Source organism: Mucilaginibacter flavidus, from assembly GCF_024055575.1.
Classification (GTDB): domain Bacteria; phylum Bacteroidota; class Bacteroidia; order Sphingobacteriales; family Sphingobacteriaceae; genus Mucilaginibacter; species Mucilaginibacter flavidus.
Genome location: NZ_JAMXOE010000002.1, coordinates 373,289 through 391,767, shown reverse-complemented (window position 1 = coordinate 391,767; position 18,479 = coordinate 373,289). Strand labels below are relative to the sequence as shown.

Genomic DNA, 18,479 nt, shown 5'->3' with positions numbered 1-18,479 from the left:
GTCCGAAGAAGCTACAACTGACGTTTCGGCAAAAAATAAATTAAGTTATATAAAAAAGGCCAACTAAATAGCCGAAGTGTTCCTCTTAGTTTATCTGAAATTTTAACATGCAGCAGCTGAGCTTTTTAAACGGCCGCTGCACGTTCGTTTTTAAACATATTATTTACCCGAACTCGTGTAGGTATTGATCATTTCTATCTTTCCATTATCCAGGTGATGTAACCCGGTAACCTTAACATTCCTGAGATGTGTTCTGCCCGAAAGTTCAGTGTCGTGGTAAAAAATATACCAATTATTATTAAACTTAATAATAGAGTGATGCGTTGTCCAACCTTGCACAGGCTGCATAAAGTGGCCAGCGTAAACAAAAGGTCCCATAGGGTTCGAGCCGATAGCATAGGCCAGAAAATGCGTATCGCCGGTAGAGTAGGTTAAATAATACTTCCCCTTAAATTTATGCATCCATGAGCCTTCAAAAAAACGACGGTCATGATCGCCACCTAATAGTTCGTGCCCGGCGCTGTCAACTATAAGGGCATTATGTACTTTTCCATCAATTTCCATCATGCTTTTATCCAATTTGGCTACCCTGCAACTAATTGCCGGTGCCTTATCATTGTGAAGATCAGTTTTTGAACCGTTGGCCTCATATTTTCCAGTCTGCCAGCGTTGAAGCTGACCACCCCAAATACCTCCAAAATACATATATGCGCTTCCGTCATCGTCAATAAATACAGCAGGATCGATGCTGTAGCTTCCGGCAATGGGATGTGGATTGGCCTTAAACGGCCCTGCTGGCTTATCGGATGTTGCGCATCCTATTTGAAAAACGCCGTCTTTGTTTTTTGCCGGAAAATACAGGAAGTATTTGCCATTTTTAAACGCGGCGTCGGGTGCCCATAGCTGTTTGCCAACCCATGGAATGTTGTTAATGTCGAGTGCGACGCCGTGGTCGGTAACTTTTCCGCCTATATGATCAAGCGATAATATATGATAATCGCGCATTGCAAAATGATCGCCATTATCGTTTTCGGGTACACCTGCGTCAATATCATGAGAGGGATAAATGTAAATTTTTCCATTGAACACGTGGGCGGACGGATCGGCTGTGTAAATGGTTTTAATTAGTGGCGGATTAAGGAACTTAACCTTGTTGGTGTTTTTCTGCGCACTTAACGAATTGACCACGAGCGTCGACGCGACGGTCAAAATCGTCATCTTTAAAACATTCTTCTTCATTATTTTGATTTATTTAATATTGATTAATCCACTATAGGTATTTGAAGTTTTTTCCGTCGACGAAGTTAAGCCGGATAGATATCCCCGCTATGCACGTTTGTGTATATATATAACTCATATGTTCAGTTGTTTTGTTCAGATGTTATATTAATAAAGACAAATGTTGTGTTTTAGAATTATGGCCTAATTTAACTTTGTTTAAGTTAAGCATCCGCTTCCAATTTTAAACCAGTTTTCATGTTTTTGAGATATAGATTACGTACGTTATTATTTATACCAGGTATTTGCAGTTTGCTGATTACATGTAAGCCACACTCCCCGGCCAATATGACTGACCTGCTGCAGGAACTAAAAAAGCGAAATTACAACCCGCAAAATATTTTCAGCTCCGATGCCCGGCTTGCCGCCAGCGATTCGGCGTTAAAAGCAGATTCCCCAAACTACGATGCGCAATTGTTGGCAAAAAAGGCGTTGTTTGAATTGCAGGAAGGCCACGAGCAGCGCGCTGTTGATATTTTTAATAAAATTGCGAGACTTCCTCGTTACATGAACCCTGTAAATATGTTGCCTGATCAGGCTGTTAGTTATATGCGTTTAGGCGAACGGGCAAACTGCATGCTTAACCATAATGGTTCATCGTGCATATTCCCTATTTCGGGGGCAGGCGTACATCAAATTCAAACAGGATCACAACGGGCAATAGAAACGCTGGAAAAAAATTTGAGGGCAGACCCGCAGGATGCCCAGTCGCGATGGCTGTTAAACATAGCTTATATGACGCTGGGCGGCTATCCGGCGCAAGTTCCTTCCCAATACCTCATACCAAATTTAGATGCCGACGATGGGCCGCACAAAGTAAAGCCGTTTGCTGATGTAGCTGAAAATGTAGGTATAAATCTGAATAGCAGGGCTGGCGGCTCCATAGTGGATGATTTCGACGGCGACGGATACCTGGACATTATTACTTCAGGAATGGATTTGCAGGACCACATGCATTATTTTCACAATAACGGCGACGGTACCTTTAGCGACCGTACTGCTCGAAGCGGCTTGCAAAATGAGGTTGGCGGCTTGAATATTGAACAAACCGATTATAACAACGATGGCCGTCCGGACATCTTTATAATGCGTGGAGGCTGGCTTCGGGACGGGTTCGGTAATCAGCCCTGCTCTTTACTCAAAAACAATGGCAACGGAACATTTACCGAAGTGACCTTTGCAGCCGGTTTAAAATTCATGGACCCGACACAAACAGCCGTGTGGGCCGATTTTAATAACGATGGCTGGCTTGATGTTTTTATAGGCAAGGAAAGCCATGGTGGAACTGACCCTAAAAGCAATCATCCATCGGCGTTTTATCTGAATAACCACGACGGTACTTTTACCGAAATGGCCCAAAAAGCCCATTGCCAGGTCAATGATTTTGTGAAAGGGGTAACGGCAGCGGATTATAATAACGATGGCTGGCCCGACATTTTTGTTTCGACCATGAGCGGAAAGAAATATTTACTGAAAAACAAATGTAAAGGCGGGAAAGATGTGGGTTTTGAAGATGTTACCGATAAATCGGGCATCAACATAAAACAAAACACATTCACTACCTGGTTTTTTGATTACAATAACGATGGATGGCCCGATATTTTGATGGGCAGTTATAATTTTAGTACCACCCTGGGCTATTATGCGGCGTTGGAGGCGTTGGGTACTCCTGTACCGGACAACGGAAATATTTTTCTTTTTAAAAACAACCACGATGGTACGTTTACAAATGTAACGCACAGCACGGGGCTGGATAAAGTGGTTTTCAGCATGGGCGGCAATTTTGGTGATATTGATAATGATGGTTATCCGGATATGTATTTTGGTACGGGTAACCCGGATTTTGGATCGCTAATCCCTAATAAACTATTCCGTAATATAGGCGGCGAAAAATTTGCCGATGTAACCAGTTCGTCGCGCACGGGTAATTTGCAGAAAGGCCATGGTGTTTCATTTGCCGATTTCCGAAACAACGGCCTGCAGGATATTTTCATCGAAATGGGCGGAGCGTACACAGGTGATGCTTACCCGAGTTCATTATATCTTAATCCGGGCCAAAACAACAATAATTGGATAGGTTTAAAGCTGGTTGGCACAAAGTCGAATAAGTCTGCAATCGGCTCACGGATCAAGGTTACCTTTACAGACAATGGCTTACAACGCACTGTATTTAAAGATGTAAATTCCGGCGGAAGTTTCGGTTCGTCGCCCCTTAGGCAGGAGATAGGGATAGGGCAGGCCACTACGATCGATGATATCGAGATCCGGTGGGCGGGCAGCGGCACGGTGCAGCATCTTCATAAAATTAAGCCTTGCCAGTTTTTAGAAATAACAGAAAATGGCAAAATAACGCCACTTAATTTAAAGGCACTAAAATTTAAAACCAATACGCAGCCGATGCCAATGCCAATGGCTGGCATGACCCTAAAAAGTAAAGGGATATAGGAGTAAGCTAAAACTTAACCACCCTCGTTTTTCCTGAACTATCTTTTATTGATACCTGCGCTATCTTATCATTTACCAGGATAAACCTTGACGATTGGGAAAGAAACGAACTTCCGTAGTAAAATTCCTGTTTGGTGCTACTGCCATCTTTATAAGTGATGATTGCGCTTTGTTCTGTATCGCTTATTTTTAAGATTGAAGCTTTGGCATTTAATTGAAAAACCCGGAGAGGCCCTGCGTGTTCGCTTGCTGCCAGCAGATAGTTGTTAGCTGCTCCTTTCAACTTTACCAGTGCCTTTCCATTCCCGGGTAAATATATCCCGCTACCTGCAATTGATAACGGAGTAAAACCACCCTTGCCGTTACCTTTTAGCAACAAGCCATTTAAGGCATCATATCTTCCAAGTGTAACATCGGTACCAAAATCATTGCCATTGATCAACAGATCGAGATTGCCGTCTCCATCAAAATCGTCAGCCACCATCCCATTTAAGGCTGAAACCTGTGCATCGACAGGCAAGGGTACCATTGTGAATTTGCCTTCGCCATCGTTTCTGAAATAACATGACCTTAATTCGGTGGCTTTAAGCCGCAACGCACTTTTCATTTGTTCCGCACTGAGCAAATCCTGCATAGTAGCCTCCGCATACGAATGATAGTTAGTGAACTTTACACGTAAACTTATCATCTGCTTAAAAGCGTCTTCTCTTACATTTGCCGGGTATTCACGTTTTATGCCGTCTTTACCCGGAAGAAACAGCGATGGAAATGCATCAAACCTGTTTCTTTTATCGAAATCGCTTGCTGTGATATACACCGGAAACTCATCACTGGCCTGGTACAGGGAATTTAAGCCTGCATTTCCAACTATATAATCCGTTCGGCCTGTATGCCTGAAATCACCCGCAACTATTGAGTTCCACCACCCGGTTTTATTGCTTACTCCGCTTTTTGCTGTAACGTTTACAAACCTTCCACCTGTATTTTTCAAAAAGATTACCGGCATCCATTCTCCCGCTAATATCAAATCTGTTTTACCATCGTTGTCAAAATCACTAAAAATGGCATCGCATACCAATCCAATCTTTTTAAGGTCGGGAGCAACTTCATTGGTTACATCTGTAAATTTTACCTTGCCGTCTTTTGTGTCATTTCTTAATATATAGCTATTTACCGGTTCAGGGTATCGCCATGGCTCAACCCGCCCCGAGATAAAAAGATCTAATTTGCCGTCATTATTATAATCAAATGCCCTTACACATAGTTTACTTTTAAAACATTCCGGCAACGCATCCTTTGCTAGCGTGAAATGGCCGTTACCATCATTAATATACAACCGGTCCTGGTATGATGGGTCATTTGCCCGAGATTTATACCCACCGCTGGTAATCAATACATCGGGAAATTTATCGCCGTTCGAATCGAAAATTAGAATCCCCTCATCAAGATATGGGGGATCATATTTCTTTTCTTCTAAAATATTTCTTTGTATAAATGTGCCGTCTTTTCGTTGGAAAAAAACCTGTGCCGGTTCAGTTAAATTTCCACCTATAACTATGTCATCTAATCCATCGCAGTTAATATCGCCAACAGAAAGTGCAGGATTATATTCTGAAAGTTTATGTGGCAAAAGTTTTTGAATATTAAAGTCTTGATAATCAGTGTCGCGATGAATGTATTTAATCGCACTTTTTTCTGTGATATTTGTAAATAAAGGCGTTTTTATTGAAACAGGATTTGACCAGGTATAGGTTTGATGAGCATCGCTGGTGTTTGCTGACAAAGTTTGATCTGCATTTACATTTAAAAATGTTTGCTTGTATTTGTTCGGCCATCTGACAACCACCGAGTCAATAGTTTTGCATTTACCCAATCCGAAATGAGCTATAGGCTGAATACTGGAGAGATAACCCCGGAAAGGATTGTTTTCATATACCTGATGTAAACCGTGCTGGTAATATATATCGACGAAAGTTCCTATCCCCTCCCGGTTTTGATTGGACCCCTTAAACACGACATTAAGATAATGCTGCGCAGTTTCTTTATCTCCGGCCGCGGTATTTTTGTAAATCAGTGCTTCATCATTGATATTGTTAATTACAAGGTCCATCGCCCCATCATTGTTTAAGTCGGCGTACACCGCGCCGTTAGAAAATGAGGGTATGCCCAGTCCCCAATCTAAACTTACATCATTAAATTGGACGCCGCCCTGGTTATGAAAAGCGTAGTTATGAATTTTGACTGAAGGTATTTGGTTTAGAATTTCCTTTTTTGGCGTTATCAAAAATGCATTGGATCTGTACGTAATAAAATCATGATCCGTAACATCGCGGGGATAGCCGTTCGTAACTATAATATCGCGGTAACCATCATTGTCAAAATCGGTTACCATTGGGGTCCAGCTCCAGTCTGTTTGGGCCACACCGCTTAAAAAGCCAATTTCGCTAAATACAGGTTCACCGATCTTGTTGTTTTCTCCAATAGAAGGCCCCTGGTTTAGTTGAAGTGTATTGCGTACATATTGATATTGGTAACCGTAATGGTCAAAGTTCTGGAAAGTGTTATAACTACTTGGCCCCGACATCATTTTTTTTCGGAAATTATCCGGGGGACTCATATCGAGTTCAAATATATCGGCCAGGCCGTCGTTATTTATGTCCTCGATATCCTGACCCATAGCATTGAACGATGTATGTTTGAAATACTCTTTCGACTTGTCGGTAAAAGTTCCGTCGTGATTATTGATATACAAAATATTATTCGACAGAAAGTCGTTGGTAACATAAATATCCTTCCATCCATCCAAATTAATATCGGCTATTGTTGCGGCGTGTCCATATCCTTCTATCTTGATCCCGGAAGCTAACGACACATCTTTAAACACGGGATGCTTGAGTTTCACGTCCCAGTCGTTCCGGTACAATCGCCCCATACTTCTGGCGTTACCGGTAACATTAATGGGGCGGAATTGGTTCGGGTATTCAGCTGGGTTTGGCTCATTTACCGTCAAATACATATCAAGGTCGCCATCGTTATCATAATCAAAAAAGCTCGCCATTGTGGAGAATAGTTGAATATCAAGCCCATATTCCTTCGCTTCTTCTCTAAATACGGGGACACCGGCTTTATTAGCTCCCTGGTTTATATACAATAAGTTTTGCCGTTTTTTGGGATCGTTTGCAAACGAATTGCAAACGTATATATCAGGCAAGCCATCGTTATTAATGTCGATAACAGAAACACCTTTTCCCCAACGTCCTTTGCCATCTACACCTGCCTCGAGAGTAACATCCTCGAATTTAAAGTTACCTCGGTTGATATATAATTTATTCGCTACCATGTTGCCGGTAAAATAAACATCCGGCAAGCCATCGTTATTAAAGTCTCCTATACCAACACCCCCGCCGTTATATACAGTGGCATTATCGATCGGGTTGATGGAATCGTTTTCTGTAATTTGGTTGTTAAACGTAATACCGGAAGCAGAGGAAGATATTTGCTCAAACAGTGTGCGCTTTTTGCAGGAAATGAGCAATATAGTTACAGCAATAACAAGGGTGAGCTTATTCATAAATAGCTTAAATATATGAAAAAACAGGCGGCTGATTCAGCCGCCTGTTTTTAAAAGAGTGTTTTAAATTAATTATATTATTAATAGCCTGGATTTTGATGCCCGGCAACGAGCGGATTATTGTCAAGTTCAGACTGTGGTATAGGCAGTAGCTCATCTCTGCCAGGGTGGAATTTAGCAATTGGCTCAGTAGAGAAATATCCCTTTTTACGCCATCTTAAAATGTCAATATTACGCACCTGTTCATCGCCTAATTCAACCATTTTTTCGTGCATTATGGCTTTAACTACATCCTCTTTTGTAACAACAGGAAATTGTGCCGTCGGATATGGCGGCATAGCAACATCGGGTCTTGCGCGTACCATGTTCAGATAAGCTACAGCTCCGGAAATGTCGCCCAGCTCATTGGCACATTCGGCAAGGTTAATTAAAACCTCCGAATAGCGTATAATTCGCTGGTTGTTACCGCCAGGGTGGAACCCGGCAGTGCCTGCACTTTCCTGGTAAATAAGCATAAATTTACGCCAGCTTATTTTTTTAGTAACGCCGTTAAGAATAGAAGAATTTCCATTTTGATCCGCATCGGTTAAAGTACTTAGCCCGTTATTATACATGTCTCCGGTTTGGTAAACGCTATATGAAAAGCGCGGGTCTGTTTTCACTGCGCCTGTAGCTGTACTTTCAAATTCATTTAAGTATTTGTCCGAAGGAATAAGGTTCCTCCATGCAACCGGGCAATATTCCTGGTTTCTCACCGTACTCTGGGATTCAGTCGCGCTTTCGCCGCCCCAGTTGTAACTATTGTCGCCTTTGTCCACAAATACAACTTCAAAAATTGATTCCGGGTTAAATTCTGTTGCTAACTCAAAATTATCCAAATAGCGATTTGTTAAAGCGTATCCATCAGGCCCTGTAGTCGGTATTTTTAAAAATGCTGCTTTAGCACCTGCATAGTCGCCTTTTTGCATTAACACCCTGCCTAACATAGCATTGGCAGCGGCGGCCGTGGCCCTTCCTTTGTCAGTCGCTGATTTCGCGGGTAGTGCTGCTGCGGCATCTGTCAGATCCTGAATAATTTGCGCATAAACTGCGTCAACAGATGCCCGCGGTTGAAATGCGGCGGGACTTTTTGGTACCGTTGTTAACAAAGGCACACCGCCCCACATGCTAACCAGGTCAAAATAAGCCCAGCCTCGTAAAAATTTTGCTTCTCCAACTGTTTCATTTTTGTCTGCCACATTGTCTGTAACGTTTGGCGCATTGTCGGTTACCACGTTGGCGCGGAATATTACCGTGTACCAGCCATTCCATACCGAGTTCATAACTGAATTTGTAGGGTCGTCGGTGTTTTCATACAACTGCCTGCGCGGAACTTCCAATTGTCCGCCGCCCGGGGTAACCTCATCGCTGCGGGTGTCATGTAAGTAATACCACTCACGAGACACCAGGTTGTTTTGGTGCATAGCTGCGTAGGCGGCGTTAACTGCCGATTTTAACTGTACCGCCGTTTTGTAATAGTTGCCGGTAGTCAGGTTGTTGGGATCAGATGTATCCAACGCTGCTTTTTTACAGGAGAATACGATCACCGTTATCATTAGCAGGATAGCAGCTGCTGAAAAATAAATTTTTCCATGTTTCATAATATACAATTTTTTTGATTATTAAAATGTTGCTTGTAAACCTACCAGCAGCGTCCTTGGCTGAGGGTATTGTCCATAGTCTATACCATTTGTAAGCGTTCCATTTTTAGAGCCGACCTCGGGATCCAGCCCGGTATATTTGGTAACCGTGAATATGTTTGCACCCGACAGGTAGATCCTAACTTTGCTTACGTTATTATCGGTAGCATTCTTAAGCCAGCCTGTTGGAAAGCTGTATCCTATCTGGAGGTTTTTTAAGCGGAGATATGAACCGCTTTCAATCCAGCGTGACGAAACCCTTAAATTACTGTTGGGGTCGCCAGAGATTGCCCTCGGAATATTAGTATTAGTATTTGACGGAGTCCAGGCATTTAAAACATGAACATCTGAATTAAACAACCTGGCCATCCCTTCAAGGATCACTTTTTCGGCGTTAAATATTTTATTGCCATACACTCCCTGGAAAAACGCAGTCATGTCGAAATTTTTGTAACTGGCAGAATAATTTAACGAATATGAAAATTTGGGAAGATAACTGCCCAGGTTAACCCTGTCCCTTGCATCAATAACGCCATCTTGGTTTACATCTTTAAATTTGATGTCGCCCGGCGCTGCATTAGTTTGCGTAGCGTGGCCGCTCACATCAGATGCGCTCTGAAATATACCTTCTACCACGTAACCATAAAAATACTGGATGGATTGGCCGGGTACGGTATTAGTAATCACGCCGTTACCAAAGTCAGCATCCTGGCCGGCCGAAATAGAACCATTTGCACTACCTGTTAATGAGGTAACTTTATTCCGGTCTAAACTAAACACCCCGGTTATATCATATCTAAAGTCGCCGGCTGTTTTATGATACCCTGCAGTAAGTTCAATACCCTTATTATCCATTGAACCAACATTTGCTAAGGGCCCGCCAACACCATAGCTCGGTGGAACTGGCACACCTAAGATAAGGTTATCGGTTTTTCTGTCATAAACCTCGGCCGATAAAGTAAACGCGTTTTGAAATAAGCCAAGGTCAACACCAATGTTTGTTGAGTTGGTTATTTCCCAATGGAGCTGAGGGTTACTTAGTCCGCCGTAATAGGATCCGTTACCCTGGTTAGCACCCGTTGCCAGGTTATTAAACGGATAGGTTGTGCCGCCCGCTGAAACATTCGATACATATGGATAATTACCCAGTACAGTTCCGTTTATACCGGTACGGCCATAACCTGCACGCAGCTTCAATTCGCTGATTGACGTCATACCCTTCATGAAATCTTCCTGGTCGACTTTCCAGCCCACTGAAGCCGCAGGAAACCATTCATATTTGTGCCCCGGGGCCCAAACCGACAAACCATCCTGGCGTACTGAACCTGAAAGTAAATATTTCCCCGCATAATCATAACTCACACGCCCAACATATGATGTCAAAACATTTGTGCCATAAGTGTAATTAGTAGTTATGTTAGTTGCGTTCTGCAGGGTTTTTATCGTGTTATTGTTTTGGTTACCGAAAGAGTTGTGGCTATCGCCCCGGTTTGTTTGAGCTTCGTAAACTGCCACAGCCGAAACGTGGTGTTTTTTGGCAAATGTTTTGTCGAAGGTCAATTGTTCGGTATATAGCGTAGTTGTACCACTCCCAACATTTTCAGTTATTGAAGCAAGCGGGCTGCTTGACGTACCGCCGTCATTGTATATAGGCGTATACTGTTCCTGCCTGTTTGTTCCATAATCGATGCCATAAGTAGAATTAAACTTAAGCCATGGAGTAAACTTTACTGTTAAAAACAGGTTACCATGTATTCCGAAGCCGTAATTACGGTTGTCGTTAATCAACGCCTGTTCAACTGGGTTAACCGGGTCGGCGCCATCGAAACTGTTTTGAGGACCGAAATAGCCACCCTGATTATTGGGGTTGTAAACAGGTATATATGGTTGCATCCTTATCACATTGGTAAGAGGCGTCCTGTTGCCCGGTGGGATACCAAACCGCTGGCGGGTAGAAGAAACATTAAAAGTTTCGCCGATGGTAACAAACTTGTTTACATTGTGATCGGAATTCATACGGAAGTTTTTCCGGGTATAAAACGTTCCAACTGTGATACCGTCCTGGTCAAAATAACCACCAGATGTAAAGAAACGGGAAACATCATTTCCGCCGCTTATTGTGACATCATGCTGCTGGATAGCCCCTTTTTGAAAATATGCACTTTGCCAGTCGGTATTAGTTTGTGCAAAAGTTTGCGTGGAGCCGGCGTAAATAGGCAGGTTAAAGTTCGCCGATTGTAAACGTGGAGGCAGTCCAATTCCTGCGGATCCGTCTAATGCCCGCTCATACTGAAGATACTGATTGGTATTAAGGAGATCATACCTTTTGGTAACTTGCTGAAAACCTCCGTAAGAACTGATGCTTACCTGGGCCTTATTATTTCTTGATCCCTTTTTGGTGGTAATCAGGATAACGCCGTTGGTTCCCCGGGAGCCATAGATCGCTGCCGAGCTTGCATCTTTAAGTACATCAACGGATTGTATTTCCTGTGCATCCAAGCCGCCGATAGATCCAGCGACACCATCAATAATGTACAGCGGATCACCCCCATAACCTATCGAACTTACGCCGCGGACTTGAACTACAGGCGCGGTACCGGGAGAACCATTGTTGGTAACAGTTAAACCAGCTACCCTGCCTTGTAATGCCTGATCGACACCGGAGACGGGCAGTTCTGTTAACGTTTTGCCGCTTACTGAGGAAACGGCGCCGGTTACGTTGGCACGCTTTTGTGTTCCGTAACCTACAACAACTACCTCATTTAATGATTTAGAATCACTCTTTAATGCTACGTTAATTACTGATTTACCCGACACAGCTTCATCTTTTGAAGCATAGCCTACAAAGCTAAAAACAAGCACTGCCTGTTCGTTAGGTACCTCAATTCTAAACGCGCCGGAAACGTCGGTCCCGACCGCAGTAGATGTGCCTTTTATTCTAACAGTTACACCGGGGAGCGGCAACCCATCCTCGTCGGTTACCTTGCCCGTTATAACCTTGCTTAAGTCTGATTTTGCTGCATCAGGATTTAAATGCCGCAAATGAGCCGGGTCATTAGCCGCGAACGTGTAGTTTATACTATTAATACATATAATTACTAGTATAGCCGTCAATCTAATGAAAGTGCTTAGTAAATATTTTTTTTTCATATTCTGGTTTGTTGATTGAAAAATTGGTAAAAGTTAAATTGGCTGTTCGATCGGTAGCGTGTGTATTGAGGTTCAATTTAATTTGCGATTGCACCATACTAATAACAGGCACCGATTTAGTTTAATGCGGGCCGCAATCTGTGGCCGGCAAAACAAAAACTTTTTATTTATTCTCTCATAAATATGTGTTTAAAAGGTATGCAATCGATTGCAGAACTGAACCGGATTATACTTTCCTGTATACAACTAAACATTGTGTGCAGGTCGATCAAGGTTTAACTTAAATCGAAATTTTAAAAGGAACTGGCCGGTCGGCTCTACTGGTTTATAATAATAGTAACTTACAGTTAACGAATAGTAACTGTTATAAAGGAGTAAAATTAGCTTTGAGGGAAAGTAGAGTAACACATTTTTTGCCATAAAAAAACAACATTTGTCAATTTAATGCTTAATCATCTGAACAAATGTTGTCGCCGTAGCAATTAGTACGCGGTATATCATGTAAATGGCTGTTAGGAATTATTACTTGGTAAAGTATTCAGTAAAAGGCATTCTTGACATTTCTTTCCATGTGTTTTAAGTTTTTTGGCTCACTTGCGATTGTCCCGACTGCTCGGATTCTACCCACTGTTTAATCGCAAATGTATACTGCTACCATTAACGACTATGGCACGATCGTGTTCAAGTCGGTTCCCGGTAAGGGAGTGACCTTTTATTTTAGTTTAAGAAAGATGTAATTGCTTTTTTTGCCCAATATGTTTGACCGCTTCACCAGGGCCGCAAAGCCCTGTACTCCCGGCGAACGTCATACGGGGGGACTGTACCTTGTCCGCAAAACGAACAATCGCCTTGGCGGCGACCTTTTTGCTGGCCGCAGTGTTACTTATTTGTTATTTTTTGAATGTAACTGATTGTGTGACAGTTATTAATTCAATGCCGGCCATGTGGCAAAGATAAGCGGAAGGATGAGTTTCTTGAGATTTATATTGATAAGGACTATGCTGATTCTGGAACCCGGATTAGGGCAGTCTATAAAAGCCAATGTTTGCTTCGTAGTTGTTTCCATACAACTGATATTGTGTTGAACGCCCAATGTTTAGATTTGGTTATAATTAGAAAATAGATCCGTAACCAATGTTCCCAGAGCTCATGAGAAATCTTCATATCTGTTGAAATATATTTGAAGTTACTATTGCTTAATTAAAATATATTATATGTTTGTACATTATGATATATTAAATTAGCTATTGTTAGTCAATTCGTTTTGGAGGTGGCGAATTAATCAATGGTTTTGCTGGAGTGAAGTCGATCTACAATCATGGAAAGGTAAATGTGTACATACAATCGGCAGAATTTAACGGTAAACAACTAAATAATTGCTGGTTATACCGGGACGAATTGATGAAAGGCGGTAAAATAATATTCACCATGGGTAACAAACCGAATAAGACACGGGGTACCCGGGTTCCGCCTCCTTCAGCCCAATAAAATAGATTGCCTTATTTATTAAATATGAATATGATGTATATTGGCTACTTATAAACCAACCAGGAATCTGGAAAAGTAAAATCATAATCTTAAAAGAATTCTTTTAATGAGAAGACTCATTTTAATATTGCTATGTGCCGGCTTGGCCGTTGTGGTTTTTATTTATTTTCATTCACCATCTGTTGACCTGCCACCCGATGTGAAACAGGCATATGATGCCCTGCCGGGATCATTGGATTATAATACAGATGTTAAGCCAATACTTTCTGACAAATGTTTCGCATGTCATGGTCCTGATAAAGCAAAACAAAAAGCTGGGTTAAGGCTGGATATTGCAAAGTTTGCCTATGCCGAATTGCCGGAAGATAAGGGTAAGGTAGCCATTAACCCGGGGGATTTGGCGGGGAGCGAATTCTTTCACCGTATTCTTTCTGACGACCCTAAGTACAGGATGCCTTCTCCGGAATCACACCATACGTTAACAGCCACTGAAAAAGCAATTTTGATAAAATGGATAAAGGATGGCGCTGTTTATAAACCGCATTGGGCCTTTGTGAAACCCATAAAACCTAATGTTCCTGACGTTGATGAAAAAGGCTGGACAATTAATAACCCGATAGATAATTTTGTTTTGGCTAAGCTTCAGCAGAAAAATCTTCATCCTTCGGGGCAGGCGAACAAGGAACTGTTGTTGAGGCGGCTTTCGCTGGATCTAACCGGTCTTCCGCCAACACTGAGTGAAATAGATGGTTTCTTAAATGACAAATCAGCAAATGCTTATGAAAAGCAGGTTGATCGTTTGCTGAATTCCCCGCACTATGGCGAAAGAATGGCTGTAGATTGGCTGGATGTTGCGCGTTATGCTGATTCGCACGGTTACACCGTTGACAAGCTAAGGGATATGTCACCCTATCGCGATTGGGTAATAAAAGCTTTTAACAGCAATTTTCCTTATGATAAATTCCTGCAGTGGCAACTCGCCGGCGACCTGATGCCCCACCCGACCCGCGATATGATTATTGCTACTGCCTTTAACCGTAATCACCCGCAAAATATGGAGGGCGGTATTGTTGAAGAGGAATTTCAGACGGAATATGTAATGGACCGCACTAATACCTTTGGTAATGCAGTGCTTGGCTTGTCTGTAGGTTGTGCCAAATGCCATGATCATAAATTCGACCCGATTACTCAAAAAAATTATTACCAGTTATTCAGCTTTTTTAATAATGTAAAAGAGGCCGGGCAAATTTCGTTTGACGATGCACTACCCACACCTACTTTGATGCTGCCAACCAAAGAAAAGGAGAAGATATTGCAGTTCATAAATCACAATATTTCGAATGAGCAGAAAGCTATAGTTGAAACAGGATATAAAGCAGGCGCCACTTTTGAAAAATGGCTAAATAGCGGGAGCTACAAAAAACTTACTACAGGCGAAATACCTGGCGATGGCTTACAGGCATATTATACTTTTAATAATAATTTAGTTAACACAACCAATAACAAGAATGTTGGTGTTATGAAGCGCGAAGGCGGTCAGGCGGGCGAGGCGCCATCGTTTGTAAATAGGGGTGATGGCAAAGCGTTGCTTTTGAGCGGCGATTCGTGGCTTGACTTAAAGCCAGTGGGTGTTTTCAGGAAGTCGGAACCATTTAGCATCGGCATTTGGGTGAATATCCCCAAACAGCTTACTGAGGGGATTATCCTTCATAAAGGCACCGCCGAGCGCCTGTACAATTTCAAGGGATACCATTTGTATTTGAAAAATAATAAGCTTGAATTGAATATGGCCCACACGGGCCCGTCAAATGCTATTACAAAAGTGAGCGTTGATGATGTTCCGCGTGAGAAATGGATACAGCTCACCATAACTTACGATGGCTCATCGAAAGCTGCCGGATTTAAATTATATGAGGATGGTGCCGAGATGAAAATGGAGACCACCATGGATCAGTTGACTAAAGATATCCTGTTTACTGGCGGAACACAACCTGGGTTGCAAATTGGCGCCTGGGAGCGGGGGCGTGGTTTTAAGGACGGAAAAGTTGACGATATTACTGTTTACAACAGAACATTAACGCCGTTTGAAGCCAAAATTCTGGCACAAAAAGCAAGTTGGAGCCAAATTGCGGCTAAAGAAAGGTCTGCGCTGTCAGCTGCTGAAGTAGATGTGTTAAAAAGCTATTATTTAACAGCCGTCGATCGTGATTTAAAAGCAGAGGCAGAGAAATTAAAAACATTGCGAACCACTTTGTCAGATTCAACAGAGAATATTGAGGAGTTAATGGTAATGCAGGAAATGCCAAAACCCAAGAAATCGTTCCTGCTTAAAAGGGGTAATTATGACATGCGTGGCGAACAAGTTTTCCCCAATACCCCTGAGGCTATATTACCGTATCCATCAAATTTGCCTAAAAACAGGTATGGACTGGCGCAATGGGTAACCAACCCTGATAATCCTTTGGCTGCGAGGGTAGCTGTAAATCGTTTTTGGCAAAACTTTTTTGGTATTGGCATAGTGAAAACCGCCGAAGATTTTGGTAACCAGGGCGAAATGCCATCGCATCCGGAGCTGCTGGATTGGTTGGCAGTAACTTTTATGGAATCGGGCTGGAATGTTAAGGCGCTAAACAAAATGATCGTTATGTCTGCTACGTACAGGCAGGACTCACGCGCGTCAGAAATAATAGAAAAAGACCCGGAGAATCGTTTCCTGTCCCACGGACCAGCTTACCGGATGACGGCGGAAATGATACGGGACAATGCTTTGTTTGCAAGTGGACTATTAAATGCCCGGATCGGCGGTAAAAGCGTAAAACCCTATCAACCGGATGGTATGTGGGAAATAAACAACACTCATTACATTCCTGATACCGGCCAGGCTGTTTACAGGCGCAGTTTATATGTTGTTTTAAAAAGATCGGTACCCAATCCAACCCTTTCAACCTTTGATGCACCATCCCGCAGCTATTGTATCATGCGCCGGCAAAAAACCAATACCCCGCTACAGGCCCTGGTTACGCTTAATGATCCAACTTTTATTGAAGCTGCCAGGGTGCTGGGTGAGCAAATGACCAGGATAAACGATAAACGAAAGGCCATAACGGATACGTATAGAAAACTTGCAGGAAAAAGGCCTTTACCAAAAGAAGTAGATCTGCTGCTAATGCTTCAGCAGGTTGAGGCCGATAAATTTAAAAAGTATCCTGAAAAGGAGAAGGGCTGGCTAAATACCGGCCAATATAAAATTGATAAAAAATTGGATGCAGCTTTAGTGACCGCCAACACGGTTGTTGCCAGTACCATATTAAATTCTGATGCATCCCTTACAAAAAGATAAACACTATGTCAAATCACCATCACGATGAAGAGTTTAGGCTCAATACTCCTGAATTTGAGCAGCTAAATAAGAAGCTTGAACGGCGCGAGTTTTTAACCAAAACTGCGATGGGCTTGGGGGCAATAGCTGTAGGGTCGTTATTTGGTAAAAGTCTTTTTGGCAAATCCGGTACAGCAATGGCCGGTAGTGCCGGTGATACCGAGCAGGATATTTTAAGGGCAATCCCTCATTTTGCCCCGAAGGCAAAAAGAGTAGTGTATTTATTTATGAGCGGCGGGCCATCTCAGTTTGAATTGTTTGATTACAAACCTAAGCTGGCAACTATGGCCGGGCAAAACCTGCCCGATTCGGTTCGAAAAGGACAGCGGCTTACCGGGATGAGCGCTAATCAAAGTTCGCTGCCGGTAGTGCCATCGTTTTTTAAGTTTAACCAGCATGGGCAAAGCCAAACATGGATGAGTGAGCTGATGCCGCATACAGCACAGGTGGTTGATGATCTGTGTATTGTAAAGTCAGTTTTTTCAGAACAGATCAACCACGATCCGGCGATTACGTTTTTTCAAACAGGTAACCAGCTTCCCGGCCGGCCATCTATAGGTTCGTGGTTAAGCTACGGCTTAGGTTCGGATAATAATAATTTGCCAACCTTTATAGTATTAGTTTCTAAAAACGGGCAAAAAGATCAGCCACTGTATTCGAGATTGTGGGGTAATGGATTTCTTCCGTCTAAATTCCAGGGGGTACAGTTTGGTTCGGGAAAAGACCCGGTGTTGTTTTTAAATAATCCTGAAGGTTACGATGGGAACGACCGGAAGGAAATGCTGGATTACCTCTCAAAACTTAATAAATTACAAAATGGGGCCTACGGCGATCCTGAGGTTGATGCAAGAATAGCACAATACGAAATGGCTTACCGGATGCAAACATCTGTGCCAGAAGTAATGAGTACAGCTAATGAGCCAAATGAAGCTTTTGAGATGTATGGCCCAGATAGCCGTGATCCGGGTACTTACGCCGCCAATTGTTTGCTGGCACGTAAGCTGCTTGAAAAAGATGTAAAGTTCCTGCAACTTTATCACCAGGGGTGGGATCAGCATAGCAGCTTGCCCAAGGGCATTGCCCAACAATGTAAAGCAACCGACCAGGCGACAGCCGCCTTGATCAAAGACTTAAAACAGCGTGGACTGCTGGAGGATACCCTGGTAATTTGGGGAGGCGAATTTGGCCGTACCGTATACTCCCAGGGAAAATTGACAGCCAATGATTACGGACGCGACCATCATCCGCGCTGTTTTACCATGTGGATGGCTGGCGCAGGTGTTAAGCCCGGTATCACCTATGGCGAAACTGACGATTTCAGCTATAATATTGTAAAAGATCCGGTACATGTTCATGATTTCCATGCTACACTTTTACACCTGATGGGTATTGATCATGAACGGCTCACTTATAAATTCCAGGGCAGGCGTTTCCGCCTTACCGATGTGGAAGGGAAAGTTGTAAAAAATATATTAACCTGATAATTTAA

The 18,479-nt window shown here is 42.7% G+C and carries 8 protein-coding genes; 4 read left to right on the top strand and 4 right to left on the bottom strand.

All coding sequences use genetic code 11. The features are described from left to right. Positions 1-159: 159 nt before the first annotated feature. Positions 160-1,239: a glycoside hydrolase family 43 protein gene (locus NAF19_RS05990; protein WP_252788908.1), complete on the bottom strand. Its 1,080-nt coding sequence runs from the start codon at positions 1,237-1,239 to the stop codon at positions 160-162. Positions 1,240-1,566: 327 nt separating this feature from the next. Between NAF19_RS05990 and NAF19_RS05985 the strand changes: the two genes are divergently transcribed. Beyond that, positions 1,567-3,723, top strand: coding sequence for an FG-GAP-like repeat-containing protein (locus NAF19_RS05985; protein ID WP_252788907.1), 2,157 nt, complete (start codon positions 1,567-1,569; stop codon positions 3,721-3,723). 7 nt (positions 3,724-3,730) lie between these two features. Here the strand turns inward: NAF19_RS05985 and NAF19_RS05980 are convergent, their stop codons facing one another. The 3 genes from NAF19_RS05980 to NAF19_RS05970 form a co-directional block, all read right to left on the bottom strand. Beyond that, positions 3,731-7,294, bottom strand: a complete 3,564-nt coding sequence (locus tag NAF19_RS05980; RefSeq protein ID WP_252788906.1) for a VCBS repeat-containing protein — start codon at positions 7,292-7,294, stop codon at positions 3,731-3,733. Positions 7,295-7,374: 80 nt separating this feature from the next. Further along, on the bottom strand, positions 7,375-8,934 hold the full coding sequence (locus tag NAF19_RS05975; RefSeq protein ID WP_252788905.1) for a RagB/SusD family nutrient uptake outer membrane protein: 1,560 nt from the start codon (positions 8,932-8,934) through the stop codon (positions 7,375-7,377). A gap of 21 nt (positions 8,935-8,955) precedes the next feature. Then, positions 8,956-12,123, bottom strand: coding sequence for a SusC/RagA family TonB-linked outer membrane protein (locus NAF19_RS05970; RefSeq protein ID WP_252788904.1), 3,168 nt, complete (start codon positions 12,121-12,123; stop codon positions 8,956-8,958). Between the two features lie 1,299 nt (positions 12,124-13,422). Between NAF19_RS05970 and NAF19_RS05965 the strand changes: the two genes are divergently transcribed. From NAF19_RS05965 to NAF19_RS05955, 3 genes are all read left to right on the top strand, one after another. Beyond that, positions 13,423-13,611 (top strand): glycoside hydrolase domain-containing protein, encoded by a 189-nt coding sequence (locus tag NAF19_RS05965; protein ID WP_370362848.1) that lies wholly within the window; start codon positions 13,423-13,425, stop codon positions 13,609-13,611. Between the two features lie 106 nt (positions 13,612-13,717). Further along, positions 13,718-16,951: a DUF1553 domain-containing protein gene (locus tag NAF19_RS05960; RefSeq protein WP_252788903.1), complete on the top strand. Its 3,234-nt coding sequence runs from the start codon at positions 13,718-13,720 to the stop codon at positions 16,949-16,951. A gap of 5 nt (positions 16,952-16,956) precedes the next feature. Then, the gene (locus tag NAF19_RS05955) at positions 16,957-18,471 is read left to right on the top strand and encodes a DUF1501 domain-containing protein (RefSeq protein WP_252788902.1); all 1,515 of its coding nucleotides are present in this window, start codon (positions 16,957-16,959) and stop codon (positions 18,469-18,471) included. Positions 18,472-18,479: the final 8 nt, after the last annotated feature.